Consider the following 26,318-nt stretch of genomic DNA (forward strand, 5'->3'; position numbering starts at 1 on the left):
ATCATGTCGATAGGGAGCGGTCCGGTCTATCTCCATATTCGGTGGCGTCGCAGCCTGGGAGAACGACCATGATCATCACCAGCCTCTATCGCGCCATCATCCAGTGGGCGGCGCGCCCCGCGCTCGCCCATGACAACGAGAATGCGCTGTGGCGCATGAGCGCCCACGACTTGGCCGATCTGCCGATCGGCCCCGAACCTGACAATGAAGGGGCCGCCTTCGAGGCGGCCCGCCGCGACCGCTGCGCCTAGGCGGTCCGGAAATCCCCGAGGAGAGAGCCATGTCGTTGCGTGAGGCCACGCTTCTGCGCCGTGAGGACATCGAGGGCCGCGAGCGCCTTCAGGACCACTACAAGACGCTGAATCCGCATCTGCGAGCCGCCCTCATCCATGCGCGCGTGGCCGAGCGCCGCGAGCGGCCGGAGCCCTGCGGCGGCGATTCCGACATGGACTGAAAGAAATCGTCGCGCGGAACGATCCGCGCGACGGGAGGATGCCGCAGTCGCTTGCGGCGCTCCCCCTCCCTCACCCTCCCCGCGCTTCGCGGGAGAGTGAATCGCCTGTGTCTGGGAGAGGATGGCGAACCTCGAGATGACCCGCCCTCGATGCCGCGCTCACCCCGGCCCTCTCCCCTCGTGGGGGAGAGATTGAGAGGGCGGCGGACGGCTGGGACAGGTTTCGTCCAGCCGGTTAACGCGACTGCGAGGCCCCTGAACCCTCCCCCGCTTCGCGGGAGAGGGAGTACCCGCCTCAACCGTTGTCGAGCCAGGCGATCTGGTCGGGCGTCAGGCGAATGTCGAGGGCCGAGAGGCTGTCCTCGAGTTCGGCCAGCGTGCGCGGCCCGATGAGCGGCACCACCGGGAAGGGCTGGGCCAGCACATAGGCAAGCGCGACATGGATCGGGCTGCGGCCGAGCTTGCCGGCCAGTTCGATCGCGCGGTCGCGGCGGTCGAAGTTCTTCTCCGAATACCAGCAGCGCACGATCTCCGCATCGTCCATCTTGCCCCGGCCAGCGCGGTCGGTGAAGAACCCGCGGCCCTGGCTCGACCAGGCGAAGTTCGGAATCTGCCGCTCCTTGAGCCAGCTCTTCCATTCATCGTCCGAGGCATGGACGCAGCCGGCCCAGATCGGGTCGACCATCTCGGCGAGCGAGAAGTTGTTCGAGAGCGCACCCGGCCGCGTCTTGCCGGTCTTGTCGGCATAGGCGATCGCCGCGTCGAGACGCTCGCGCGTCCAGTTGGAGCCGCCATAGGGACCGCGGATGCGGCCGGCCTTCACCTCGGCATCCATGGCATCGACGAATTCGCCGACCGGGATCTCCGGATTGTCGCGATGCATGAAATAGACGTCGACATAGTCGGTCTTCAGCCGGTCGAGCGTCTGCGTCAGCTGCTTGGCGATGATGTCCGGATAGACGAGCGGGGAATGCGCGCCCTTGCCGATGACGACGAAATCGTCGCGGGCGATGCCGCGCGAGGTCTGCCACTCGCCGAACAGAGCTTCCGTCTTGCCGCCGCCATAGATGAAGGCGGTGTCGAACAGGTTGCCGCCCGCCTCGAAGAAGGCGTCGAGCAGGATCGAGGCGCCGGAGAAGTTCGGGAAGAACTCGAAGCCGAGCGCGACCAGCGACGTGTCACGGGCGACGCCGGGCAGCGCGCGCTTCGGAATGCCGGCCGGGCGCTTTGCGATGACGCGGCCCGCGACCGTGCGCGGACGGTTGGCGGCCTTCTCGATATCGTATTCGAGGCCGATCGCCGCGCGCCACTTGTCGAGCACCGCGAGATTGCCGAGCGTGTCGGCCCAGCTCATGCCGGGCGTCGCGAACTCGGTCTTGCCGGCGCGGATCGCCTCGCCGGCCGCATCGGCCTCAAACGAGTACAGCCAGCCGGGTTCGGCGACCTCGACCGTCTCGACCGAACCGTCCGGACGATGGATCGAGATCACGCCGGTGCCGCCCTCACGGCCGCCGGCAAACCAGAAATCCTTGACCTCGATGCGGCCCGTCGTGCCGAGAATGCGCAGCACATTGTCCTGCGCCAAGGAGACGGAGCAGGAGACCTCCGCAAGGATGTCGCCGGGGAACTTCAGCAGCGCCGAGGCCCACTCGTCGACGCCCGACTTGCCGAGATGGCCGATGCCGAAGACCTGCTCCGGCTCGGCGAAAGGCTTGCCAGACGCCGCGCCGGCGATGAGGCGCGACATGGAGACCGGATAGCAGCCGACATCGAGGATGCCGCCGCCGGCCAGTTCGTTGGCATAGAGGCGGTGCGACGCGTCGAAGCGCGGCATGGCGAAGCCGAAGCTCGACTTGATCGCGCGCACTTCGCCAATCGTGCCGGCCTTGACGAGTTCGACCAGCTTCGCCGTCTGCGGGTGCAGGCGATACATGAAGGCCTCGCCGGCAAAGGTGCCGGCCTTGCGCGCGGCGTGGAACACCGCGTCGGCCTCGAAAGCGGTCAGCGCCAGCGGCTTCTCGACCAGCACATGCTTGCCGGCCTCGGCCGCCTTGATCGCCCATTCGGCGTGGCTCGGATGCGGCGTGGCGATGTAGATCGCCTCCACCTCCGGATCGGCGAGCATCGCATCATAACCCTCAATGATGCGCGCGCCCGGGAATGCGTCGGCGAGGCCGGGCTTCTGCGGATCGCGGGTCGCGATGGCAACCAGCTTGCCGGTACGGGAATGTGCGACGCCGTCGGCAAAGGCGCGGGCGATGCCGCCGGGGCCGATTATGCCCCAGCGCAGGGGTTGCGAAGTCATTTGGGGGGTCTCCTCAGTCGATCGATAGAAGCCTGGAAATTCAGCGCAGCCGCCTGCCGGCGGCGTCGAAGAGCAATGCCGCCTCGATGGGGACCGACACCGCTATGGTATCGCTGTCGCCCATATGGCGTTCCTCGCGCTCGATGATCAGCCGCTCGCCGCCTGCGTTGGCATAGACATAGGTGGTCGAGCCGAGATGCTCGGCGACGTCGACGGCGAGCGAAAGGTCGGTGCCCTCCCCCGCCTCGCCGAAATGCTCGGGGCGGATGCCGATCGTCACCTTTTCGCCCGCCTTCGGCAGCGGACCGCCAAGTGGCTTGGTGAGGCGTGCTCCGCCATGGTTGACGAGCGCGATCGTCGCGCTGCCAGCGGCGGCCTCGACGACCTCGCCGGCGAGGAAGTTCATCTTCGGCGAGCCGATGAAGCCGGCGACGAACAGGTTGTCCGGATCGTCGTAGAGCTGCAGCGGCGTTCCGACCTGCGAGACTTCGCCCTCGCGCAGCACGACGATCTTGTCGGCCAGCGTCATGGCCTCGACCTGGTCATGCGTCACATAGATGATGGTCGCCTGCAATTCGCGATGCAGGCGCGCAAGCTCGATGCGCATATGGACGCGCAGTTCGGCATCGAGATTGGACAGCGGCTCGTCGAAGAGGAACACGTCGGGATGGCGCACGATGGCGCGGCCGATGGCGACGCGCTGCCGCTGTCCGCCCGAGAGCTGGGCCGGCAGGCGGTCGAGCAGCGGCCCGAGTTCCAGGATGCGCGCGGCTTCGTTGACCTGGCGGGCGATCTCGTCCTTGGGCTTTCCGGCGAAACGGAGCGCGAAGCCCATGTTCTCGCGCACGGTCATATGCGGATAGAGCGCATAGGACTGGAAGACCATGGCGATACCGCGCTTCGACGGATCGACGTCGTTCATCCGCTTGCCGCCGATCTCCAGATCGCCGCCGGTGATCGATTCGAGACCGGCGATCATGCGCAGCAGGGTGGACTTGCCGCAGCCCGACGGTCCGACGAAGACGACGAACTCGCGCGACTCGACGGTGAGATCGACGCCCTTGATGACGGGAAGGTTGCCGTAGGACTTGCGCACGCCCTTGAGGCTGAGGCTGGTCATGATGGGTTCCTCATTTGACCGCTCCCAGCATTCCCTGCACGAACTGCCGCTGCAGGACGAAGAAGATGACGAGCGTCGGAGCCGTGGCGAGCACGGTGGCGAGCAGGATGACGCCGTAATCCGGCGTATAGGCCGCCGTGAGCGTCGAGATCACGAGCGTGATCGTCTTGTTCTCCGGCGTCTGGAGCACGATCAGCGGCCAGAGATAGTTGTTCCAGGCATTCATGAAGATGATGATCGTCGCCGCCGCATAGGTCGAGCGCATGGTCGGCATGTAGACGAAGAGGAAGATCTGCCATTCCTTCAGCCCGTCGACGCGGGCGGCGTCGCGCAGTTCGCGCGGGAACGCCTTCGTGGCCTGGCGGAAATAGAAGACGATGAAGATCGACGCGATGCCCGGCAGGATGACCGCCGTGAAGGTGTTGTTGAGCTGAGCGCGCGAGATCATCACGAACAGCGGCACCATCAGCGCGGCGAACGGGATCGACAGCAGCAGGAGCAGGAGCTGGAAGATGCGCTCCCGGATCCGCGAGCGGAACATCTCGAAGCCGTAGCCGGCGAAGGACGAGATGACGAGCGTCAGCACCGTCGAGACGACGGCGATCAGGAACGAATTGCCGAAGACGCGCGGCAGGTCGACCTGGGTCATCAGATGCTGGAAATTAACCAGGAGATTGCTGCCGATACCCAGCTTGCCGCGGACGATGTCGGGCGACTGGTTCGTCGAGCCGACCGCCATCCAGTAGAACGGGAACACCGACAAGAAGGTGGCGACCGAAAGAAAGACATAGACAACGCCGCGGCGCAGGAGAGCGAGGCTCATGTTGCCCTCCTCCGGTCGCGGGCGATCATGAACTGGATGAAGCTCAGGACCGCGACGATCACGACGATGACCCAGGAGACGGTGGCCGAATAGCCGAAGCTGGGCATCATGCGGAAGGTCAGGTTGTAGATATACATCGAGAGCGTCAGCGTGGCGTTGCCGGGACCGCCCTGCGTGATGTTGTTGACCTCGTCGAAGAGCTGCAGCGTTCCGATGGTCGACAGGATCGTCGTGAAGAGGATCACCGGCTTCAGCATCGGGATCGTGATGCGCGTGAAGCGCGCCCAGGCCGGAATGCCGTCGATGCGGGCGGCCTCGTAGATCGACTTGTCCACGTTCTGCAACGCGGCCAGGTAGAAGATCATGTTGTAGCCGGTCCAGCGCCAGGTGATGGCGGTGATGATGACGACGCGCGACCAGAACGGGTCGGTCAGCCAGGGGATCGGCGTCCCGATCACATGCAGCGTCAGCAGCGCCTGGTTGATGATGCCGTCGGTCGAGAACATCGACTTGAACAGGCTCGAATAGGCGATGAGCGACGTGACGCAGGGCAGGAACAGCGCGGTCCTGAACAGACCCCGGAACTTCAGCGTCGGATCGTTGAGGGCGACTGCCAGAAGCAGCGCCAGAACGATCATGATCGGCACCTGGATGAAGAAGAAGATGGTGGTGTTGGTCAGCGCCTTGATCAGCAGGGCATCATTGGCGAGGCGCTGGATGTTCGCCAAGCCGCCAAAGCTGAAATTCGCGCCGCGACCGACCTGGAAGCTCATCCAGAGCGACCAGATGATGGGGTAGATCATGAAGAGGCCGAGCAGCACCAGCGCAGGCATCACGAAAGCCCAGCCGTTGATCTGCTCGCTGCGGTCCAAACGCGTCTTCGCCATGCGTCCTTCCGATCATGAATGCCGCAAGACCACGGCGTGGCCACGAGCCTCGCCGGGAAGAGACTGACGGAGCGGGGCGGGCCCGAGAGCCCGCCCCCATGGGAAAGGACTTTTGGTTACTGCATCTGCTGGCGCAGCTGCGCGTCGATCGCCTTCAGCGCTTCGTCGATGTCGCCGCCATTGGCGATGTTCGGGATCTGCGCGCGGACTGCCATGCGGGCCTCCGGCGTGAAGGTGCCGTAGTCGACGGTCGGGACCTTCGCCAGCCAGTCGGAGAAGTTCTGCCAGACCGGCTCGCCGTTGAAGAACGGATCGCTCTCCTTGTAGGCGGCGCCTTCGCGGGCGGCCAGCAGCGAACCGACAGCGCCCTGGTTGATCAGGATGCCCTGGTAGAAGTCGACGTCGCCGCCCCACACGGTCTTGAGGAAGTCGACGGCCTCGTCCTGATGCTTGGACGAGGCGAGCACGTACCAGCTCGAGCCACCATTGTTGGTGAAGTGGGTCGCCCCTTCCACGCCCTCGAGGATCGGCATCGGCGCCACGCGCCACTTGCCCGACTGGTCGGGCACCGACTTGATCGTGCCGGTGATCCACACACCCTGCGGCACCGCGGCGACCTGGCCGGAGGTGAATGACCCTGTGTAATCGGTCCAGCCCGAGACGGACTTGATGATGCCCTCCTTCGCCATGGTCTGGAAGGTCTGGAGCGCGGCCTTGAGAGCCGGGTTGCCGATGATGTTCGGCTCCTTGCCGTCCTTCAGGTACCACTGGCCGGTCGACTGCATCATGAGGACGATGAGGTCGTCGCCATTGTAGTCCATGCTGACCAGCGGGTGACCCGTCTTGGCAAGAACGTCCTTGCCGATCTCGATCAGCTTGGCCCAGGAGATGTTCTGAAGGTCCTCGGGCTTGTAGCCGGCCTGCTCCAGATAGTCGGTGCGATAGAAGAGGCCCGCGACACCGGAATCGAAGGGCAGCGAGTAGGACTTGCCGTCATGGGTCGCGGCGGCGACCTTGTACTGCGCGAACTTCGACATATCGATCGAGTCCGACAGCGGCACAAAGGAGCCGGGGAACGACTGCAGGAAGCGCTGGATGTTGTCGTCCTGGATGAGGACGATGTCCGGCAGGCCGTCGGTGACACCGGCGAGGAACTGCGTCTGAAGCTTCTGGTTGATCTCGTCCTGCGTGATGTTGGCGATGGTGAAGGTCGTGTCGGGATGCGCCTTGGTGTAGCGCTCCGTCGCGTCCTTCATGGCCGGAATGTTGAAATTGGGGTCCCAGCACCAGACCGTCAGCTCGGCGGCCGAAGCCGCGCTGACGAAGGCGGCGCTTGCCATCATCGCCGCGCCGACCAGGGCCGCCGCGAAGCGACCGCCTGCACGCACGCCTGAACCCAGTTGCTTCATCCTTGTCATAAGGTCCTCCCGCTATGCCCGGATCCCGCCCGGCGCGCCGGGCGGAATGGCCTTCGCCATCTCCTCCCGCTCGGCACGCAGGGCGCATTCATCCGCCTCAATTCCGGTATCATTAGCGAGAGCATGCGACGCTTTGTCAAGCGCGCCTGGATCGCTTTTGCCAGAAGCGGGAAAAAGTGCGCTATCGCGCTGACTTTGCTCCATGATTCTATCAGTTGGAGCATGTTTGCTGCGGCGCACGCAGGCGCCACAGCGATCATGATATTACGATCCCGCAATCGAGCTAACAATACGGGAAGCGCTGTTCAGCAGTGTTCAGGCGCCGGGCCAGCGGCCGTGGAAGGCGAAGTCGGCGACCTTGCGGCGCGTGCGCGGCTCCCGCTCGCGTGCCTCGCCCTCCCCGAGCACCGCAGGGTCGCCGGCATAGCCGATGGCGAGCCCCGCGACGGGCTCGAAATCGCCCGTAATTCCGCCCGCGGCCATGACCTTGTCGCTGTCGAAGCCGCCGAAGGGATGGACGGCGAAGCCGTTGGCCGTCGCTTGCAGCAACAGATAGCCAAGCGCCATGCCCGTATCGTGGCGATTGTGCCAGAGCGCGCGACCGCTGTCGGAATGGAGGCGGGCGACCGAATAGGCGAGCACCGAGGCGCGCTTGACCCATGCCTGGTTGCCGGGGACTGCCGCGTCGAGAAGCGCTTCGAAGGCCGGCTCGCCGCGGAAGGCATAGACGAAGCGCCAGGGCTGGGAATTGCTCGAAGACGGCGCCCAGCGCGCCGCTTCGAACAGCGGCAGCAGATCCGCCTCTGTCATGTTCCGGTCCGGATCGAAGGCACGCGGGCTCCACCGCTCGGCGATCACATCGAGAATGGGGGCGTCGGTCTCGGCGCGCTTGCGCATCATGGCTTCCTGAGGCTGTCGTTCGGGGAGCGGCGTGGCCGCGACGAGAGGATAGAGCGGGCAGGGCCGTCCGGCCATCATCGAGAGACATCGAACAGGCTGGCGGGCGATCCGATGTCGCGCCATCATCGCGGCCGCCGCGGCGCCGGATCAGGGCCGCGCAAGTGGAGGACGCATGATGAAGACGGTGCTCGCCTATGGCGACTCCAACACATGGGGCGCGGCCACAGTCGCCCGGCCCGACGACCGATACGCCTGGGAGGAGCGCTGGCCAGGCGTGATGGCGGCGGCACTAGGCGAAGGCTGGCGCGTGATCGAGGAAGGCCTTCCCGGCCGCACGACGGTGCACGACGACCCGGTCGAAGGCGCCTACATGAACGGCAAGACCTATCTGATGCCGTGCCTGCGCAGCCATCGCCCGCTGGACGTGGTCGCGATCATGCTCGGCTCGAACGATCTCAAGGCCCGCTTCGCGGTGCCTGGCTCCGACATCGCCGCCGGTGCGGGCGAGCTCGTGAAGGTGGTCAAGCAGGCGGAAGCCGGCCGCAATGGCGACGTGCCGAAGATCCTCCTGATCGCCCCGGCGCCGATGCTGAACCACACCGGCGAGCGGCCCGACATCGGGCGCATGTTCGTGGGCGGCTACGAGAAGTCGCTGGAGCTGGCGCCGCTCTATCGCGCGGTCGCTGAGGCGCATGGCGTCGCCTTCCTCGATGCGGGGACGGTCATGCGATCCAGCGCTTATGACGGCCTGCATCTCGATCCCGACGCGCATCAGGCTCTGGGCAAGGCGGTAGCGGTCGCGGTCGCCGGAATCGCCTGAAACGCCTTAGCGGCTCCAGGGCAGCGCAATGGCCTGCGGGACCGTCGAATGCAGGAAACTGCCGGCGGCCTCCGCGGACATCGGTCGCGCGAAGGCATAGCCCTGCAGGAAATCGCAGCCAGCCTGGCGCAGCACGGCCGCCTCGCGCTCCGTCTCGACGCCCTCGGCCGTCACCTTGAGGTCGAGGGCGCGGGCAATAGCTATCGTCGCCTCGCAGAGTTCGCGCGCCCGCTGGTCGGTTGTGATGCCGATCACGAGCGAGCGGTCGAGCTTGAGCTTGTCGAAGCTGAAACGCCGCAGATAGCCGATCGATGAATAGCCTGTGCCGAAGTCGTCCAGCGATACCGCGACGCCGCGCGCTCGGAGACTGGCGATGATCGACTGCGCGCGCTCGGGATTGGCCACGAGATGCGTCTCGGTCATCTCGATCTCCAGCCGCTCGGGCGGAAAGCCGATCTCGGCGAGCTGGCCCGCGAGAATGGAATCGAAGGCCGGATTGCGGAACTGGACCGGCGAGACATTCACAGACAGGCGGACGCCGGGCCAGTCGAGCGCGTCGCGGCAGGCCCTCTTCATGACGAAGGAGCCGATCTGGTCGATGAGGCCGCTTTCCTCGGCGATCGGCACGAAGATATCGGGCGGCACCAAGCCGATCTCGGGATGCAGCCAGCGCACCAGCGCCTCGACCCCGCTCGGCTGCATCGTCGCGGCATCGAAGATCGGCTGATAGACGACCGCGAGCCGACCCTCCTTGAGCGCCTCGCGCAACTGGTCCGCGAGGCGCATGCGCTCGGCGCGGGCGGCATCGATCGACGGGTCGTAGAAGGCGACGCGGTTGCGGCCGAATTCCTTGGCGAGATACATCGCGACATCGGCACGGCGCAGCAGTTCCTCGGCGCCGATCGCCTCGTCGTCGGCGAGCGCGACTCCGATGCTGGTGCCGATCTGCACGAAGCGACCGTTGAGCGCGACCGGATCGTCCAGGAAACGGACCAGACGGTCGCTGATTTCTGCGGCGCGCTTCACGGTCTCCGGCTTGTCGAGCACGACGGCGAATTCGTCGCCGCCGACACGGGCAAGCAGACCCGAGCCTTCGCAGATCTCGGCGAAACCCTTGGCGACATGGCGCAGCAGATAGTCGCCGGACTCGTGGCCATAGGTGTCGTTGACCTCTTTGAAGCCGTCGAGATCGAGATAGACCAGCCCGACCGCCGTGCCCTCGCGCCGCCGCGTCTCCACCGCCGCCTCCAGTGCCCGTGCGAGCGAGGTTCGGTTGGGAAGTCCGGTCAGAGCATCGTGATTGGCGGCGAAGACGGCCTGCTGTTCGCGCTTGCGCAACTCCACCAGGTTGAAATAGCCGATCGCCATCAGGAACAGCATGGTCAGGCAGACGAGGCCCACGGCGAGATAGGCGGTGGGCAGAACCCGCCGGAAGGCGGCGTAACCCTCGCGCGGCGAGGCCCAGCTGACGAACGCGATCTGCTTCCCGGTCGGATCGGTGATCTTCAACCCGCCCGCGGCCGCGGCCTGCTGGCGCGAGAGGACGAGTCCATCGAGGACGAACTCGCGGGAGATGCGGGCGAGCGCCGCGGCGTCGAGTGCGCGACCCAGCACGAGCAGGCGCGGCTTGCCGAGCGGCGCCGGCATCGTGGCCGAGGACGGGAGGATCGACCCGACCGCGAGGGCATGGATATCGCCCGATGGGTCCTCGACGAAAGCGGTGACCGCGTCGAAGGGGCCCGAGCGCTGCCGAACCCTGGCGACCATGGCGTCGAGCGCGGCTCCGTATTCAGCGCCCGCGCTGCGCAGAGCGGGTTGGCCACGGCTGAAGCCGAACACGGTGCGCTCGTTCTCGTCCAGCAGATAGACGGTATCGAAAAGGATTGCCTGTCTCGTCGAGTCCTGGAGATTGGTCGAGACGAAAGTCGGATCGATCTTGTCATAGAGATTGGCGACGGCATCGTCCCAAACGGCATAGTCGCCATGCGTGTCCTGCAGCCGCAGCAGGAAGGAGTTGAGGGCCGCATTGACGGAGCGCTCGATGCTGCGCGTCTCGCTGCGATCTACTTCGCGCGCCATGTCGGAAAGGATGAGCTGGCCCGCGAAGATGGCGGCAGCGACGATCAGCAGGGCGGGAAGTGCCACCTGGACCGCGAACCGTGCCGTGGGTCGCCGAAAGATATTCATCGCCGCCAAGGTTTCCGCAGACGCTTCATCCAAACCATTCGAACTTTAAGGACAGATGAAGCCTGTCTCGCGGATTCAAGCCGATCAATCGGAAAGCCGGGCGGCAAGCAAGCTTGCCACAGGGTCGGCACCGGTCACGGCTATGCCATCGAGGTCGAGCCAGGCGGCGAGATGGCGCAACTCATCGGCCAGCGCCGCCAGCACGGGCTCGGCCTTTCGCACCCGCTGTTCCAGAAAGACGCCGGGCACGCGCAACACGGAAGCGGGGCGGTCGGCCTTGAGGTCGACGCGGCCGACGAGCCGGCCGCGATAGAGGAACGGCATCACGAAATAGCCGAATACCCGCTTCGGGCCCGGTGTGTAGAACTCGAGCCGGTAGTGAAAATCGAAGATCCGCTCCGTTCGGGGTCTATGCCAGACGAGCGGATCGAAAGGCGAGAGCAGCGCTGTGGCGTTGACCGGCTTCGCCGCGCCCGCGGCAGCGTCGAGGAAAGCCGGCTGTCGCCATCCCTCGACGGTCGCCGGCAGCAGCGTTCCATCCTCGACGAGATCGGCCAGCGCCGCCTTGGTCTCCGCCACGGGAAGGCGGAAATAGTCGCGCAGATCGATTTCGGTCGCGACGCCGAGCGCACGGGCGGATTGCGCGAGCAGGCGACGGATCGCCTCCGCCTCGCCGGGATCGGGCAGAGCGAGGATGTCCGCCGGCAGGACGCGCTCCGGGCGGTCGTAGACCCTCTCGAACCCGCGCCGAGAGGCGCTCGTCACCTGACCGGTCCAGAACAGATATTCAAGCGCCGTCTTGCCCTTGTGCCAGCCCCACCATGGACCGCTGCGCTCGCCGGGATCCTCGAGCTCCGAGGCCGCCAGCGGCCCGCGACGATCGAGTTCCTCAAGGACCGCCTCGACATATCCCGCATTCTCGACCGCGAAGCGATGCACGCCGCCATAGATGCCGACGCCTTCCAAGGCCCGGCGCATGCGCCAGCGCATCAGCGGCTGCAGTTCGAGCGGCAGCAGCGAGGCCTCGTGCGCCCAGTATTCGAAGAAGCTGCGACGTCTGCCAGCTTCGAAGGCGCGAGCATCGAGCGCCGCGCGGGAATAGGCGCCGATGCGGCTGAACAGCGGCAGATAATGGGAGCGGACGAGGACATTGACGGAATCGATCTGTAGGAGACCCATCCGCCGGGCAGCAGCCTCGGCTTTCGGCCAGGCCGAGGGCGTCGCCGAGCGGCGCGCGGAGAACCCCTGCGCGCCGAGGAAGAGGTTGCGGGCCTCGGCGGCGGACAGATCGACGCCGGCGTGCGCGGGAAGTTCCGTCATGGCGATCGACCGTTTCCTGCGCGCGGATCCAAGTCCGGCGCGGTGCGAGGATCAGTTCGTCCTCTCGGCCGCATAGCCGGAGTCGGCGCCGCCGGCAAACATTCGTCGTCCCTCGCCGAGCCGGGCGAGCAAAGCCGTCACGTCCGACGCGCTCATGGGCTTCGCCAGGTGATAACCCTGCACGAACTCGCATTGCAGCAGCCGAAGCAGTTTTAGCTGCTCCGGCGTCTCGATGCCTTCCGCCACGACGGCAATGTCCATGGCGTCGCCGAGCGCGATCATCGACTGGATCAGGGCGTTGGCGGTCGGGTTCGTACCGAGTTCGGACACGAAGGACTTGTCGATCTTCAGCCAGTCGAACGGGAACTGGCGCAGATAACCGATCGAGGAGAAGCCGGTGCCGAAATCGTCCAGCGACAGGCCGAAGCCCATGGACTTCAGGCGGGCGAGCTTGCGCTTGGCGATGGTCGGGTTCCGGACGAGCAGACCCTCCGTGAGCTCCAGCTTGAAGCGGTTGGGGACGACGCCGTTGCGACGCGCGATGGCGGCGAGGTCATTGGCGAAGTTCGGGTCGCGGAGCTGCACCGGCGAGACATTGACCGAGATCTTGAGGCCCGGCCACGCGGCGAGATCCTCGCAGGCGCGCTGGAAGACGAAGCGGCCGATATCGTGGATGACGCCGGTTTCCTCCGCGACGGGGATGAAGTCGGCCGGAGAAACACGGCCGAACTCCTTCGAATCCCAGCGTACCAGCGCCTCCAGCGAGACGACGGCGAGGTCGCTCGCGCGGACGATCGGCTGGTAGACGACCGAGAGCTGCTGTTCCTCGATCGCGCTCCGGAGCGCGAAGCCGAGACGCTTCTTGTGCAGGGCGCCGGTCTCGAGGCCGGAATGATAGGGCACCGCGTCGCGCTCGGCCGAGTTCTTGGCCTGGTACATCGCGAGATCGGCGCGGCGCAGCAGCTCGGCCGGGGTCATCTCCTCGCCCTCGGCGACCGCGTAGCCGACGGCCGCGGTCACCTGGAACTGGAAGCCGCCGACCGTGAAGGACTGGTCGAGCGAATGCACCATCGCCGATGCAACGCCGGCCACGGCCTGCGGCGCCGCGCGGCCGACGAGCGCGAGCGCGAACTCGTCGCCGCCGACCCGGGCGAAGGACGCGTCCGGCGGCATGATCATCGACAGCCGCTCGGCGAGGCGGCGGACGAGTTCGTCGCCGCCCTGGTGGCCGATGGAATCGTTCACGGCCTTGAAGCCGTTGACGTCGAGATAGACGATGGCCGCCTCGCCGCGGCGGCAGGCGTCGGCGAAGGTCGGGCTCTCGCTGATCTCGCTGAAGCCGAAGCGGTTGGTGAGGCCGGTGAGGCTGTCGGTCCGGGCCGCGACGACCGCCTGCTGCTCGCTTTGCGCCTGCAGCAATGCGAGGCGCCGGGCGCGGATCGCCGTCCCCATCGCGATCAGGCAGAAAAGCGCCAGCACGACGCCGACCGGCGGGAGTACGTTGCGCAGCACGGCCGTACCCGGTGCAGGCGGTGTCCAGACGAGATGCCCGATTGTGTTGCCGAAGATATCGACCATCGCGGGGAAGGTCGAATCCTGATCGACGCTCGTATAGTCGAGATGAAGGTCGTTGATGAGGAAGGTCCTGCCGAGATCAGCGAGCCGTTCGCCGTCGATATAGAAGCCCATGGCGAGCAAGGGCAGCTTCGAGGGGTCGGCACTCTCGGCCTTCGAAACCGGCGCGACGCGCGACACTGCGAACAGCAGGGTGCCCGCCTTGGTAACGAGATAGCCCGACCGCGCGGCGTTGTTCTCGACCGGCGCGCTCCGGATCAGCTCCTCGATCCGCTCGATGGTCGCCTCGTTCAGGACATCCTTCGGGCGCGGAGCGGATTCGGGCGTCCACCAGTCATAGGCCACCTTGCCCTCGGGCGAGATGATCGCAAGGAAATCGGCGATCTGCGTGTCGACGATGCCTGTTCCGATATTGGCCTCGATCCAGGCGCCGTCGCCGCGCTGATAGGCGTCGTAAGCCTCCTCCCACCAGGAATAGTCGTTGGCGAGGCCCTGGACACGGGTGTGCATCGCATCGATGCCCCCCATGACCATCGTCCGGGTTCCTTCGGCTGCCTGATCGTTCTGGCGATGCGCCATCCAGGCGATGCCCGCGATGACCGTCACCACCGTGATGACGATGCCGGCCACCAGATTCAGCGTGATCCGCCCGGCGATGGGATTCGACATTCCGATCGTCCAACTCATTCGACGACGCGAGGCTAGTGCATGGACTTTTATACGGACTTAATGATTTTCGATCGAATTTTAGCCATCGCTCTGTTTGCCCGCCGCACCGCTGCTTTTCGGCCCCTGTCCCCAGGCGGGCGCCTCTGCTTCGCGCATCTTGCCAGCAGGCAGGTTCAACCTGACCTGGCGCCTGCGATGACACTACCTTCACGAGTATCATAAAGATCCTCGCAGTCGGGATCCGGTTATGGTGGATCGACTCAACTCATTGGATTTCCTTAAGTTTCTCGAATCGGCCACGCGCGTCGGCTCATCCGAAAGACGGATGATATAGTTGACAAATCGTTAATGCTCGGCTCCTAATGCAGCGCTTTGGTTGTGTTGTGTTTGCGTTTCGTCGCTTGGGGGCGTCATGTCAGTCGTGTCGCGTCATGCGCCGGCCGGTTCCGAACCGGTCGCCGCATCCGGTTGTCCGTTCCCGCACGGATCGAACAGCCTCCACCCGTTCAATTTCGACGACTGGCTCGAAAATGATCTGAGATGCTCCGCGGGAAAGCGCGAGTTTCAGCTCGGCCGCTATGTCGTCGCCCATGTCCGTAACGGCTATCAGTTTTCGGAAGCCTTCGACCGCTTCGCCGACAATGTCGCGCTCTATCGCAAGGTCGGGTTCCTGGCGATCGTGCAGACGAGGCAGCGCTTCATCGATTCGGCCTCGGAGCTGCGGCTGCTCGGCGACATCATCGTCGATGCCGGCTATGCCGACAGCGCCGGCGCGCTGATCCGCAGCGAAACCGTCGCGATTCCCGTCGAGATCGACTGCCCTGTGACCGGGCTGCCGACGCGATACGAGTTCTTTCCGGTCGCGTTCTGCTGCCATGCGGCCGATCCCGCCGATCCGCTCTACGATCCCTCGCTCAGCGCGCCGTTCCTCGCCATCAACACGACTTCCGATGCCTTCGCCTTCGGCATGCTGGTGCGCGACCTTTCCATCCGCCATTTCGGCCGCCCGCCCCACGAGATTGTCCGGCGGGAGGATTTTGAGCGGCTGCTGATGCGCTGCGCGGGCGCCTGGCAGAACATGTCGGTCAACACCATCAACGCCTACAACAAGGTTTCCGTCCGGGCCGAACGCGCGGTGAGTCTTTCGGAAGATCAGAGCGTCTGGTACGCGCCACACAACGATCCGGTCTTCGCCGAACTGGTGAAGGAGCGTCACAGCCACGAGATGCCCGTGGTCTATGCCCGTCGCCTCGCCGAAAAATGGTCGGCGGCGCTCTATGACGGCGTCCGCTCCTCCAGCAACCGCGACGGCCAGTCCGGCGGCATTCCGGCCTTCGATACGATGGGATGGGCGAGCCTATGAGCTACACCAACGACGACTTCGTCGAGGTCCGCGCCATCAGCGAGGACCACAGCGCGATCTATGCGAGGACGGCGATCCCCAAGGACGCCCTGATCGGCTTCTTCGACGGCAAGGCGCTGCTGATCGATCTCGACCGCGCCGACGAACTCGACGATTTCTGGTGGCGGCAATCGGTGCATCTGAAGCTGATCGGCCGCAAGCTGCTCTGCTTCCTGCCGACCGAGACCCCCGCCGGCGTCGACTTCCTCAACCATTCCTGCCGCCCCAACACCCGCGTCGAGGACCAGATCTATGTCTTCGCGACGCGCGACATCGCGCCGGGCGAGGAACTGACGGCCGACTACCGGACCTTCAACCTCGTTCCGGAGGGCAAGAAGTGCTGGTGCCCCGAGCCGCTGTGCGAAATCTGACCGCCGCCGCATGACAGCCAAGCGCTTCTGGCCGGTCGCCGGCGTCCTGCTGCTCATCGGCATCGAGGCGCTCCTCTTCGGCTACAGCTATCCCTTCTTCTCGCTGGCGCTGGAATCGAAGGGCATCGCCACCTGGCTGATCGGCCTCAACGCCTCGCTGGCCGGCGCGGGCATCCTCATCTTCGGCCCGTTCCTGCCGGCGCTGATCGATCGACTGGGCCTCAAGTTCCTGGTCGCGGCGCAGTTCGCGCTGTCATTCCTGTCCTTCGCGGCGATCCTCGCCTTCGACCATCTCGCCGTCTGGTTCGTCGCCCGCTTCGTGATGGGAACCTGCTTCTCCGCGCTCTGGACGACGACCGAGATCTGGCTGAACGGCGTCGTGGACGACCGCAATCGCGGCCGCATCGTCGGCGCGTCGGGCACGCTCTATGCCGCCTGCCAGTTCGTCGGCCCGCTGATGCTCTCGGCGACCGGATCGACCGGCAGCCTGCCGCTCATCGCCGCCATGGCGCCGCTTGCGGTGGGCGTCGCCGTCGCCCTGTCGATCCGCTCGGCCGTCGGCGAGACCGACGAGGAGGAGACGGGCAGCGCAGCGACGCTCCGCACCGCGCTCGGCCTTGCCGGCGCGCTCATTGCCGCCGCCTTCCTGACCGGGGTGGGCGAGACCGCCATGCAGAGCCTGCTGCCGCTCTACGGGCTGGCGCACGGCCTTTCCGAGGCCGCCGCCTCGCGGCTCGTCGCGGTCTTCAGCCTCGGCGAGGCGATCCTCGTCGCGGTGCTCGGCTGGATGGCCGATCGCTACGGACGGCGGCTGACCCTCATCGGCTGCGCGGCGCTGGCCGTCGTCAGCACGCTCGCCCTCCCCTTCGTCATGGGCAGGGGCCTCATCCTCGAGCCGGTGCTCTTCATCGCCGGCGGCACGGTCTCGGGGCTCTACACGCTCGGCATCGTGCTGATCGGCCAGGACTTCCGCGGCCAGCGCCTCGCCGTCGTCTCGACGGGGTTCGCCATGGCCTATTCCGCCGGCTCGGTCGTCGGCGCGACACCGATCGGCTACCTGATCGATCTCTTCGGCGTCGAGGCGCTGCCGCTCACCGTGGCGCTCGGCTTCCTGGCGCTGATGGCCTTCCTGGTCCGGCCGCGCCGACGCATCGAACTCGCCGCAGAAGACTGAGACTCACCGCGCCTGCCGGTCGAGAAAGTCGATCAGCGCCGCGTCGAAGGCGGCGGGCTGCTCGATCGGCGCCATATGGCCGCTGCGCTCTATCACGACGAGGTCCGAATCAGGCGTCAGCCCGTCCAGTTCCGCCATCGCCGCCACAGAAGCGAAAGGATCGCGGTCCGCGGCGATGAAGCGGACGGGCACCTTGGTCCGCGCGAGGGCCGGCCGGTAATCGACCCGATATCCGGACCGGAAGGCACGCCTGAGCGCCGCCTGGTCCATGCCGGCGCGCCAGACGACGAAGCGCTCGACCGCCTCGGGATTCTCCGCCGCATAGTCTTCATGCCAGATGGCCGCTGCCTGCTCGCGGGCGAAGGCGAGCGGGCCGAGTGTCGTCGCCCGGGCCAGCATCACCTCGGTGCCCGCTTCCCCGCCCGGCGTCGCATGAACCGCGCAGCAGGCGATCAAAGCCGCTGCGAGTCTCTCTTCCGCCTTGCCGATCATGGCCGCGGCCACGATGCCGCCGAGCGAGAAGCCGGCCACCGCGAAGCGCGGGGTCGACAGCGCGTCCATCAGCGCCAGCATGTCCTCGGCATAGAGATCGATCGCATAGGGCATATCGGGCTTGTCGGTGGCGCCCATGCCGCGAAGATCCGGCGCCACGACACGGTAGCCTTCTGCGGCGAGGCGCGCGATCTGGCCCTTCCACAGGCTGTGATCCCAGCCAAGCCCGTGGATGAGGAGCACGGGCGGGCCGTCCTCCGGTCCTGCGATAAGGACTTCGTGTCCGATGCCGTTGGCGACCAGGCGCACTGTGCCTTCTCCTGCTCAAATCTGATCCATCTGCCGCAATCTTCGCCAGAGACGAGGATTATCGGCAAAATGGTATTTTGTAGAAAGTCGGCTTTCCGCGAAAGCCCCGTGGCACAGAGCTTGCTGATGTCCTTTCGGTCCCTTCCAGCGAGAACGCCAGAAAGGCAGTCCATGACCGACAAGACCCGCAAGCCCGCTTCCGGCAAGGCCACGGCCGACAAGGTCGTCCTCGCCGTGCCGACCCTCAACCTCAATCGCCGCTCGCTGATGAAGGCAGGCGGTGGATTGCTCGCCGGCGTGTTCCTGGCGCCCGGCGCCATGACCTTCGGCCCGCGCACCGCCTATGCGGCCGACAAGTTCGTGCACCAGCTCGGCTGGATCAAGTCGATCCAGTTCGGCGGCCATTTCGCGGCGATCGATCAGGGCTACTTCGCCGACGAGGGCATTGAGGCGGAGTTCCTCGCCGGCGGTCCCGGCACGGACGGCACGGCGCTCGTCGCCAGCGGCCAGGTCATGACCAGCGACAGCGATGTCGAAGGCGTCATCCGCAACCGCATCAGCGGCGTCCCGGTCAAGGCCTTCGCCGCGATCATGCAGAAGGCGCCCGGCGCGATCATGTCGCTGCCGTCGAAGCCGATCCGCACGCTGCAGGACTTCCCGGGCAAGACCATCGCGCTTCCGAACGCGACCCGCCCGCAGGTCGACATCCTGCTGAAGTCGGCCGGCATCGACCCGTCGACGGTCAACTACGTTCCGGTCGGCACGGATCCCGGCATCCTCGCCGCCGGCCAGGTCGACGGCTATTACGGCTGGGCGACCAATCAAGGCGTCATGCTCAAGGAGCGCGGCGTCGACATCGTCGTCGCCTACATGAACGATCTCGGGCTGCCGGGCTATGCCGGCGTGCTCTACGCGACCGACGAGTCGATCGACACCAAGTCCGACCTGATCACGCGCTGGCTGAAGGCCGAGATCAAGGGCTGGCAGTGGTTCCTCGACAATCCCGACGCGATGGCGAAGCTGATGGTCGACAAATACGGCCAGCGCGGGCTCGACCTGAAGGCCCAGACGGCCGAGGCCGGCGTCTACAAGGACTTCATCCCGGTCGGCGACGCGGCGAAGAACGGCCTGCTCTGGATCGAGCCTTCGGTCTTCCAGCAGGGCATCGAGTTCTCGATCAAGGCCGGCGATCTCAAGGAAGGTCAGGTCAAGGTCGAGGACGTCGTCACGCAGAAGCTGATCGCGGCCGCGCACGGCAAGTGAGCGAGCGCCGGGTGGGGGGCCCGCGAAAGGCCCTCACCTGCCTTCCACTCTGCTCTCTCCCTTGCGAGAGGCTAAGGCCGGACCCGCCTGGATCTTCCCCTCTCCCGGCTCGCGGGAGAGGGCCTGGGTGAGGGTCTTTCCGGCAAGCGCGCGAGCGCGACGGAGTTTGGACTGATCCATGACCGAGATCCTGATCGACCATGTGGTCAAGGACTTCGAGATCGACCGCCGGTCGGTGCGCGCGATCGACGACATCTCGCTCACCTTTCCCTCTGGCAGCTTCTCGGCGCTGATCGGGCCGTCGGGCTGCGGAAAGTCGACGCTGCTCAGGCTCGTCGCCGACATTCTCGCGCCCACCACCGGCACCATCCGCGTCGGCGGGCTCCCTCCGGGCGAGGCGAGGCTCCGCCACGAGATCGGCTTCGTCTTCCAGGATGCGAGCCTTCTTCCCTGGCGCACGGTGCTCGAGAACATCCAGTTGCCGCTCGAGGTGGCCGGCGGGCCGATCGGTGACGGGCCGAGGCCGGAAAACCTCATCCGCCTCGTCGGCCTCTCAGGCTTCGAGAATGCGAAACCGGCCCAGCTTTCCGGCGGCATGCAGCAGCGCGTCTCGATCGCCCGCGCCCTGACGCTGCGGCCGAAGGTGCTGCTGCTCGACGAGCCGTTCGGCGCGCTCGACGAGATCACCCGGCAGCGCATGAACATGGAACTCCTGCGCATCTGGCAGGAGACGGGAACGACGGCGATCCTCGTCACGCACACGATCGGCGAGGCGGTGTTCATGGCCGATCGCGTCCATGTGCTCGCCGCGCATCCCGGCCGCCTCGTCACCTCGATCGAGGTCGACCTGCCCCGCCCCCGCGAACTGGCGATGCTGCAGACGCCCGCCTTCAACCATTTCGAGAACGCCGTCAGGGCGGCCCTGTTCGGCGACGAACTGAAGGCGGTCGCAGGTGGCTGAGGGAGCCACCCTTCCGGCCCGACGCGCGGCTCTCGCCATGCTCGGTGGCGTGGCGGCGCCGGCAGCGATCGTCTTGGTTCTCGTCGCGTTGTGGCAGGGCGCCAAGATGGGCGGGCTGCTGCCGATCACCGTACCCGCGCCGAGCGAAATCGCCGAGGCCTTCGGCCGGTCGTGGTCGGATCTCCTCTATCACATGGTGCCGACGGTCCTTTCTGCGCTGGCCGGCTTCGTCCTCGCGACGCTGATCGCGCTGGCGCTCGGCGCGATCGCCATCTCCTGGCGCCGCTCCGAGGCGACGATCCTCAAGCTCGGCATCGTCGTCGATTCGATCCCGCTGATCGCGCTGACTCCGATCCTGATGGTCTGGCTCGGCAATGGCATGTCGTCGCGTGTCGTCATCGCAACGATCGCGGCGCTGTTCCCGCTGCTGGTCGGCGTCGTGCAGGGCTTCAAGGCGGTCGATCGCAACGTATCCGAGCTCTTCCACATCCTTGCCGCATCGCGCTGGCAACGGCTGAGGAAGCTCGCCTTCCCCTCGGCCCTCCCCTACCTCTTCTCGGCCTTGAAGATCGCCGCGCCGCTTTCCGTGCTCGGCGCGCTGATCGCCGAATGGGTCAGCGCCGATCGCGGCCTCGGCATCATGATGATCTATGCGCTGTTCTCCTTCGACGTGCCGCTGGCCTGGCTGACCATCCTCGCGGTGTGTTTCGTCGCGACGCTGGCCTACGGGCTCGTGGCACTCGCCGAGCGGATCGTGCTCGGCGGCCCGCAGGATCCGATCGGAGCGACAGGAGGCGGCCATGGCTGAGGCGGTTGCCGCATCCAGGGAGCGGCGCAAGCTGTCGTTCGGCGGCCTCGTCGCGCCGCTCGGCTTCGCCGTCGTCCTGATCGGGATCTGGAAGCTGCTCGTGACGGCATTCTCGGTGCCGGCCTATATCATGCCGCCGCCAGAGGCGGCGCTCGCGGCGTTCCAGGCCAGTCCTGGCAAGATCGGCCTCGCGGTGTTCTATACGCTGCGCAACGCCGCGGCGGGCCTCGCGGTCGCCTTCGTGATCGCCATCTCGCTCGCGGCCGCCTTCGTCAATTCGAAGGCCGTCACCCGGGCGGTGCTCCCCATCGTGATCGGCCTCCGGACGGCGCCGGTTCTCGCCATCGCGCCGATCCTCATCATGGTGTTCGGGCGCGGCATCGGCACGGCGATCGCGGTCGTCGTCATCGTCTCGTTCTTCCCGATCATGGTGAACGCCATGAAGGGGTTCTCGTCGACCCGCAAGAACGCGCTCGAACTGATGCATGTGCTCGGCGCGAGCGGATCGGCGACCTTCATCAAGGTGCGGCTCCCCTTCGCGCTGCCCTTCATCTTCGCCGGGCTCCGCAGCGCTGCCACGAGCGCGATCCTCGCCGCGATGCTCGCCGAATGGCTGTCCGGTGCGCCGGGCCTCGGCACCATGATCCTCGACGCCGCGTCCTATCGGAAGAACGACCTGCTCTGGGCGGCCGTCATCGTCTCGATGGTGCTCGCCTATCTCATCTTCTCGCTTACCACGGCCGTCGAGCGGCGCCTCACCTCCTGGCGCGGCTGACGGCGGAGACCATGCTCATGAGGCTTCAGGATCGCGCTATCCTCGTCACCGGCCCCGCCAAGGGCATGGGCGGCGCCATAACGCTCGCCATCGCGGCGGCGGGCGGCGACCTCGTGCTGATCGGACGCGACATGGGGCCGATCGAGGCCGTCGCCGAAGATGTGCGTGCGCTCGGCCGCGACGCGCTTGTCGTCAGGGCCGACATCACGGACGAAACGGAGGTGCATGCCGCCGTCGCCGCAGCCTCGGCGTATTTCGGGCCACGCCTCTACGGTGCCGTCAATGTCGCCGGCGTCTCGGGTCCGACCGGCAAGACGCTGTGGGAGCATTCGGTCGAGGATTTCCGCGAGCTGTTCGATGTGAACGTGCTCGGCACCTTCCTCGTCATGAAGGCGATGCTGCCGCAGCTGATCGCTCGTCAGGCGGGGTCGATCGTCAATATCGGAGGCACCTTCGGCTTCAAGGGCGTGCGCAAGGCCTCGCTCTATGGCGCCACCAAATGGACGCTGCGCGGGCTGACCAAGTCGGCCGCGCTCGAAGCCGGAGGCGCCGGCGTGCGCGTCAACATGGTCTCGCCCGGCGGCGTCGAAGGACCGCGCCTCACCCGCCAGCTCGGTGAGGAGGCCGCGATCGAGGGCATCACCTTTGACGAGCGCCTCGCCCGCTTTGCGACCACCAGCGCGCTCGGCCGCATGAGCACCGCTGACGACATCGCCGAGGCCGTGCTGTTCCTGCTCTCCCCCGCCGCCCGCAACATCACCGGCCAGGACCTCCTCGTCGACGGCGGCACGATCGTCTAGCGGGCGGTCGTCGCGGGCGAGAGACGCTCAAAAGGCTGGATTAGATAGAGCCGTCGCGCCGTCCCCGCGAACATCTGCGCCTGCTCGTCGTCGGAAAGATGTGCCACCGCCTCCGCGAATGTCTCGAAGGCGCGGGCGAAGGGCACCGTGCGGTCGTGCACCGGAAAGTCGCTCGCGAAGGCGAGGCGCGAAGGACCGAACCAGTCGACGAGCTCGCGGATGGGCTCCGCGAGGCGCGCATCGGTCCAGCCCGGCATGCGGCAGTGAAGCGCCGAGATCTTGACAGCGATATTGGGCAGCGCCGCGGCCGACCGCATCGCCTCGCGCCACAGTTTCGTGCCGTCCCCCGAAGCGAAATCCGGGCTGCCGGCATGCTCGATGACGAATTGCAGCTCGGGCAGGCGCCGCGCCAGCTCCAGCGCATCGGTCATCTGCCAAGGCTCCAGCATCATGTCGAAGACGAGGCCGCGACGGGCGAGTTCGGCGAGCCCTGCCGCGAAGGCCGGACGGCGCATCAGATCCGGCGCGCGGGCGAAGGACGGATGCCCCGGCCGCACCGCGACGATGTCGCGGATGCCTGCGAGCCGCGGCGTGGCGGCGGCTAGCTGGTCGAGCCGCCCGGCGATGTCCGGAGCGTCGAGCGGCGCATGCGCGACGATCGCGGTGGCGATGCGCGGATCGACGCGGTGAAGCTCCTCCGCCGCTTCCGCCTCAGCCAGCGGATCGCGCGCCACGGCCTCGATCCAGACCGTCGCGACGACGTCGAGGCCGTCGGCGGCGGCGTGATAGTCGGCGGGCTCCATGTCGTCGGCGAGCGCCTCGTTGCCGGCGCCGGCAAGCCAGGGGATGGTCGCGTGGCCACGCTGCCAGAGATGGTGATGCGCATCGACGACCGGCCCGCTATAGCTCGCCATCGGCTAGTCCAGACGAACCGGCCGGCCGCTCGCGAGCGATGCCTCTGCTGCTTCGGTAAGCCGCACCGCCCTCAGCGCATCGTCGAGCCCGACAACCGGGGGGGTTCCGTCGGCGATCATGGCGATGAAGGCCGAGTCCTCCTCGGCGAGCGCGCCGGTGACCCTTCCGTGAAGGATCGGCTGGTGGCGGATGCCGGCGGCGCGGAAGCCGGCCGCCTCGTCGAAGGCGATCAGCTGCTGGCCTCTGAGGCTCATGTCGTTGGAGATCATGCCGGTGGCGCCGAACACGTCGAGCCGGTTGTTGCCGGCCGGCGACCATCCCTCGGGGCTGGTGAAGACGCCATAGGGCTGCGGCAGCGTCCAGGCGCTCTCGACGAGCCCGACGGCGCCGTCGGCGAAGCGCAGCGTCGTCACGACATGGTCGTCGAGCCCTGTCTCCTCATAAACGCGGCCACGGCCGCTCGCGGCATAGACCTCGACCACCGGCACCGGATGCACCCAGGAGACGAGGTCGAAATCATGCACGCCCAGGATGCGCAGTGTCGTCGAAAGCCCACGGAAACGCGGCGTATCGGCGGCGACGAACTGCCGGCGCGCCGCGACCGTCACGACCCGTCCACAGACGCCCTGCGCGACGGCGGCCTTGAGAGCGGCCGAGCCGATCTCGAAGCGCTCGACATGGCCGGCCATCACCGCAACCCCGGCCGCCTCGGTGACGGCCCGGATCGCCTCGACGCCCGCGGGATCGGGCGCGACGGGCTTCTCGATCAGCATCGGCACGCCAGCCTCCGCGGCGAGGCGCGCATGCTCGCCATGGACGCGCTCGGGGCTCGCGATGATGACGCCGTCCGGCGCCGCATCGGCGAAGAGGTCGACGGCATCGACGAAAGGCTTGGCGCCGTAGCGACTGGCCAGCACCGAAGCGCGACCGGCGTCGCTGTCACAGACGGCGGCGAGAACCGCATCCCGGCGCTCGGCCACGATCCGCGCGTGCCATGCGCCGATGGCCCCTGCGCCGATGAGGCCGATGCGGAGGGGGGCCGTCATGCGCCGGTCCTCGGCGGAATCTCGGGAAGGCGGAAGGCAGCCAGCCGAAGTTCCGTCGGAAGCAAGGCCGTCACCATGGCTTCTGGCCCGGCTCGAGGATCGCCTTCATCGTCGTGGCGAGGTTGCGCGGCGCCGGGGCCGCCATCTGCGGCCGCACCATCGCGCCCCATCCGCGCTCCGCGACGACCTCGCCGTCCTTGGCGACGAGGCGGCCGCGCACATAGGTGCGCACCGGGCCGCCCCTGACCTCCATGCCCTCATAGGCCGAGACCTTGCCGCGCGAATGCAGGGCTGCCGCCGTCAGCCGCTGGCGCTTCGTCAGATCGACGACCGCGAAATCGGCGTCGGCGCCGACGCGGATGACGCCCTTCCTGCCATAGAGGCCGAAGGCCCGCGCGGGCGCCGCGCTGGTGATCGCCGCGACCCGCTCGAGCGACAGGCGGCCATTGGCGACCGCGTTCAGCATCAGCGGCACCAGAGTCTCGACGCCGGGGAAGCCGCAGGCGAGGTTCCAGACATTGTCGCCGTATTTTTCCTCGACCGCATGCGGCGCATGGTCGGTGGCGATCATGTCGATTGTGCCGTCGGCAAGCGCCGCCCAGAGCGGCTCCTGCTGCGCCGCCTCGCGGATCGGCGGGTTCATGCGCAGAACCTCGCCGCCCGGCGCCAGCATCATCTCGGCCGAAAGATAGAGATATTGCGGCAGCGTCTCGACCGTGAGGTCGACGCCGCGCTCCTTCCAGAAGCGGATGAAAGGCAGGCTGCGGGCCGAGCTCTCATGCACGATATGGATGCGGGCGCCGGTCCAGTCGGCGAGCGTGCAGGCGCGGTTGAGCGCCTCGACCGCGACGACGTCGGTGCGGGCGGCGAGATGGGCGAGCACATCGTTGCGCCCCGCCGCCTTCAACCGGTTCTGCCGCCAGAACAGGATCGGCGAATTCTCGGCATGGATGGAGCAGCGCAGGCCGAGCCCCGCGAGGATCTCGAAGCCTTCCAGCACCGCACCGTCGCTCGGACAGGGCAGGTCGCCGGTCGTATTGCCGAGGAAGAGCTTGAAGCCGATCGCGCCCGCTTCGGCGAGCGGCTCCAGATGATCGAGATTGTGCTCGCCGAGCAGGCCGTAGAGCCCGAAATCGACGATCGACTTCGCCTCGGCGGCCGCCTTCTTGAGCTCGAAATGCGCGACCGTGTCGGTCGGGGGCACCGTGTTCGGCATGTCGAAGACGGTGGTGACACCGCCGACCGCCGCGGCATCGCTGCCGGTCCCCCAGTCTTCCTTCTGCGGCATGCCCGGCTCACGGAAATGCACATGCACGTCGATCGCGCCTGGGAGGACATGCAGCCCGGCGAGCGAGACCCGCTCGCGTGCCGGCGGCATCAGCCGGTCCTCGCCGATGGCCACGATCCGCCCGCCAGCGACGGCGATCGAGGCGGCGACCGTACCGTTCTCGTTGACGACGAGGCCGTCGGCCAGCACCATGTCCACAGTCTGGGGTTGCGGATCGGTCATCGGGGCTGGCATTG

At 66.8% G+C, this 26,318-nt stretch carries 24 protein-coding genes; 11 read left to right on the plus strand and 13 right to left on the minus strand.

Features of this window, described 5'->3' with window-relative positions:
* Positions 1-68: 68 nt before the first annotated feature.
* Together QO015_RS04755 and QO015_RS04760 are read left to right on the plus strand one after the other, a co-directional pair.
* On the plus strand, positions 69-251 hold the full coding sequence (locus QO015_RS04755) for a hypothetical protein (protein WP_266281126.1): 183 nt from the start codon (positions 69-71) through the stop codon (positions 249-251).
* Between the two features lie 29 nt (positions 252-280).
* On the plus strand, positions 281-454 hold the full coding sequence (locus tag QO015_RS04760) for a hypothetical protein (RefSeq protein WP_266281125.1): 174 nt from the start codon (positions 281-283) through the stop codon (positions 452-454).
* Between the two features lie 295 nt (positions 455-749).
* Here QO015_RS04760 and QO015_RS04765 read toward each other — a convergent pair whose 3' ends face one another.
* From QO015_RS04765 to QO015_RS04790, 6 genes are all read right to left on the minus strand, one after another.
* Complete coding sequence (locus QO015_RS04765) at positions 750-2,759, minus strand: aldo/keto reductase (RefSeq protein ID WP_266281124.1); 2,010 nt, start codon at positions 2,757-2,759, stop codon at positions 750-752.
* A gap of 40 nt (positions 2,760-2,799) precedes the next feature.
* A complete protein-coding gene (locus tag QO015_RS04770) occupies positions 2,800-3,879 on the minus strand; it encodes an ABC transporter ATP-binding protein (protein WP_266281123.1) in 1,080 nt (359 codons plus the stop codon).
* A 10-nt stretch (positions 3,880-3,889) separates the two neighbouring features.
* Entirely contained in the window at positions 3,890-4,702 is an 813-nt protein-coding gene (locus tag QO015_RS04775; RefSeq protein WP_266281122.1) for a carbohydrate ABC transporter permease, read from the minus strand.
* Positions 4,699-5,589, minus strand: coding sequence for a carbohydrate ABC transporter permease (locus tag QO015_RS04780; RefSeq protein ID WP_266281121.1), 891 nt, complete (start codon positions 5,587-5,589; stop codon positions 4,699-4,701). Before QO015_RS04780 ends, QO015_RS04775 begins: the two co-directional genes overlap by 4 nt.
* A gap of 116 nt (positions 5,590-5,705) precedes the next feature.
* Positions 5,706-6,998: an ABC transporter substrate-binding protein gene (locus tag QO015_RS04785; RefSeq protein ID WP_266281120.1), complete on the minus strand. Its 1,293-nt coding sequence runs from the start codon at positions 6,996-6,998 to the stop codon at positions 5,706-5,708.
* Positions 6,999-7,322: 324 nt separating this feature from the next.
* A complete protein-coding gene (locus QO015_RS04790) occupies positions 7,323-7,907 on the minus strand; it encodes a nitroreductase family protein (protein WP_266281119.1) in 585 nt (194 codons plus the stop codon).
* Positions 7,908-8,079: 172 nt separating this feature from the next.
* On the opposite strand from QO015_RS04790, the gene QO015_RS04795 reads away from it, so the two are divergent.
* A complete protein-coding gene (locus tag QO015_RS04795; RefSeq protein WP_266281118.1) occupies positions 8,080-8,727 on the plus strand; it encodes an SGNH/GDSL hydrolase family protein in 648 nt (215 codons plus the stop codon).
* Positions 8,728-8,733: 6 nt separating this feature from the next.
* On the opposite strand, the gene QO015_RS04800 is transcribed toward QO015_RS04795, so the two are convergent.
* The 3 genes from QO015_RS04800 to QO015_RS04810 all read right to left on the minus strand — a co-directional run bounded on the left by QO015_RS04800 (position 8,734) and on the right by QO015_RS04810 (position 14,478).
* On the minus strand, positions 8,734-10,872 hold the full coding sequence (locus tag QO015_RS04800; protein WP_266281117.1) for a putative bifunctional diguanylate cyclase/phosphodiesterase: 2,139 nt from the start codon (positions 10,870-10,872) through the stop codon (positions 8,734-8,736).
* A 126-nt stretch (positions 10,873-10,998) separates the two neighbouring features.
* Positions 10,999-12,234 (minus strand): winged helix-turn-helix domain-containing protein, encoded by a 1,236-nt coding sequence (locus tag QO015_RS04805; protein ID WP_266281116.1) that lies wholly within the window; start codon positions 12,232-12,234, stop codon positions 10,999-11,001.
* A gap of 51 nt (positions 12,235-12,285) precedes the next feature.
* Positions 12,286-14,478 (minus strand): putative bifunctional diguanylate cyclase/phosphodiesterase, encoded by a 2,193-nt coding sequence (locus tag QO015_RS04810; RefSeq protein ID WP_266281115.1) that lies wholly within the window; start codon positions 14,476-14,478, stop codon positions 12,286-12,288.
* 412 nt (positions 14,479-14,890) lie between these two features.
* Here QO015_RS04810 and QO015_RS04815 point away from each other — a divergent pair, with 412 nt between their 5' ends.
* From QO015_RS04815 to QO015_RS04825, 3 genes are read left to right on the plus strand one after another with little or no spacing between them, the layout of a single operon-like run.
* On the plus strand, positions 14,891-15,841 hold the full coding sequence (locus QO015_RS04815) for a hypothetical protein (protein ID WP_266281114.1): 951 nt from the start codon (positions 14,891-14,893) through the stop codon (positions 15,839-15,841).
* Complete coding sequence (locus QO015_RS04820) at positions 15,838-16,251, plus strand: SET domain-containing protein-lysine N-methyltransferase (RefSeq protein ID WP_266281113.1); 414 nt, start codon at positions 15,838-15,840, stop codon at positions 16,249-16,251. Before QO015_RS04815 ends, QO015_RS04820 begins: the two co-directional genes overlap by 4 nt.
* 10 nt (positions 16,252-16,261) lie before the next feature.
* Entirely contained in the window at positions 16,262-17,425 is a 1,164-nt protein-coding gene (locus QO015_RS04825; RefSeq protein ID WP_266281111.1) for an MFS transporter, read from the plus strand.
* Between the two features lie 3 nt (positions 17,426-17,428).
* Here QO015_RS04825 and QO015_RS04830 read toward each other — a convergent pair whose 3' ends face one another.
* Positions 17,429-18,226 (minus strand): alpha/beta fold hydrolase, encoded by a 798-nt coding sequence (locus QO015_RS04830; protein ID WP_266281109.1) that lies wholly within the window; start codon positions 18,224-18,226, stop codon positions 17,429-17,431.
* A 171-nt stretch (positions 18,227-18,397) separates the two neighbouring features.
* Here QO015_RS04830 and QO015_RS04835 point away from each other — a divergent pair, with 171 nt between their 5' ends.
* From QO015_RS04835 to QO015_RS04855, 5 genes are all read left to right on the plus strand, one after another.
* Positions 18,398-19,489, plus strand: coding sequence for an ABC transporter substrate-binding protein (locus QO015_RS04835; RefSeq protein ID WP_266281108.1), 1,092 nt, complete (start codon positions 18,398-18,400; stop codon positions 19,487-19,489).
* 178 nt (positions 19,490-19,667) lie between these two features.
* Positions 19,668-20,450, plus strand: a complete 783-nt coding sequence (locus QO015_RS04840) for an ABC transporter ATP-binding protein (protein ID WP_266281107.1) — start codon at positions 19,668-19,670, stop codon at positions 20,448-20,450.
* Complete coding sequence (locus tag QO015_RS04845; protein WP_266281105.1) at positions 20,443-21,258, plus strand: ABC transporter permease; 816 nt, start codon at positions 20,443-20,445, stop codon at positions 21,256-21,258. Before QO015_RS04840 ends, QO015_RS04845 begins: the two co-directional genes overlap by 8 nt.
* On the plus strand, positions 21,251-22,033 hold the full coding sequence (locus QO015_RS04850) for an ABC transporter permease (RefSeq protein WP_266281104.1): 783 nt from the start codon (positions 21,251-21,253) through the stop codon (positions 22,031-22,033). The genes QO015_RS04845 and QO015_RS04850 overlap by 8 nt, the downstream gene beginning before the upstream one ends.
* Positions 22,034-22,044: 11 nt before the next feature.
* Entirely contained in the window at positions 22,045-22,833 is a 789-nt protein-coding gene (locus QO015_RS04855; RefSeq protein ID WP_266281103.1) for an SDR family NAD(P)-dependent oxidoreductase, read from the plus strand.
* On the opposite strand, the gene QO015_RS04860 is transcribed toward QO015_RS04855, so the two are convergent.
* From QO015_RS04860 to QO015_RS04870, 3 genes are all read right to left on the minus strand, one after another.
* Positions 22,830-23,747 (minus strand): amidohydrolase family protein, encoded by a 918-nt coding sequence (locus QO015_RS04860; protein ID WP_266281102.1) that lies wholly within the window; start codon positions 23,745-23,747, stop codon positions 22,830-22,832. The genes QO015_RS04855 and QO015_RS04860 overlap by 4 nt on opposite strands.
* Before the next feature lie 3 nt (positions 23,748-23,750).
* On the minus strand, positions 23,751-24,794 hold the full coding sequence (locus QO015_RS04865; protein WP_266281101.1) for a Gfo/Idh/MocA family protein: 1,044 nt from the start codon (positions 24,792-24,794) through the stop codon (positions 23,751-23,753).
* Between the two features lie 70 nt (positions 24,795-24,864).
* On the minus strand, positions 24,865-26,316 hold the full coding sequence (locus QO015_RS04870; RefSeq protein WP_266281100.1) for a dihydroorotase: 1,452 nt from the start codon (positions 26,314-26,316) through the stop codon (positions 24,865-24,867).
* Between the last annotated feature and the right edge of the window lie 2 nt (positions 26,317-26,318).

The organism is Kaistia geumhonensis, from assembly GCF_030815145.1.
GTDB classification, from domain to species: Bacteria; Pseudomonadota; Alphaproteobacteria; order Rhizobiales; family Kaistiaceae; genus Kaistia; species Kaistia geumhonensis.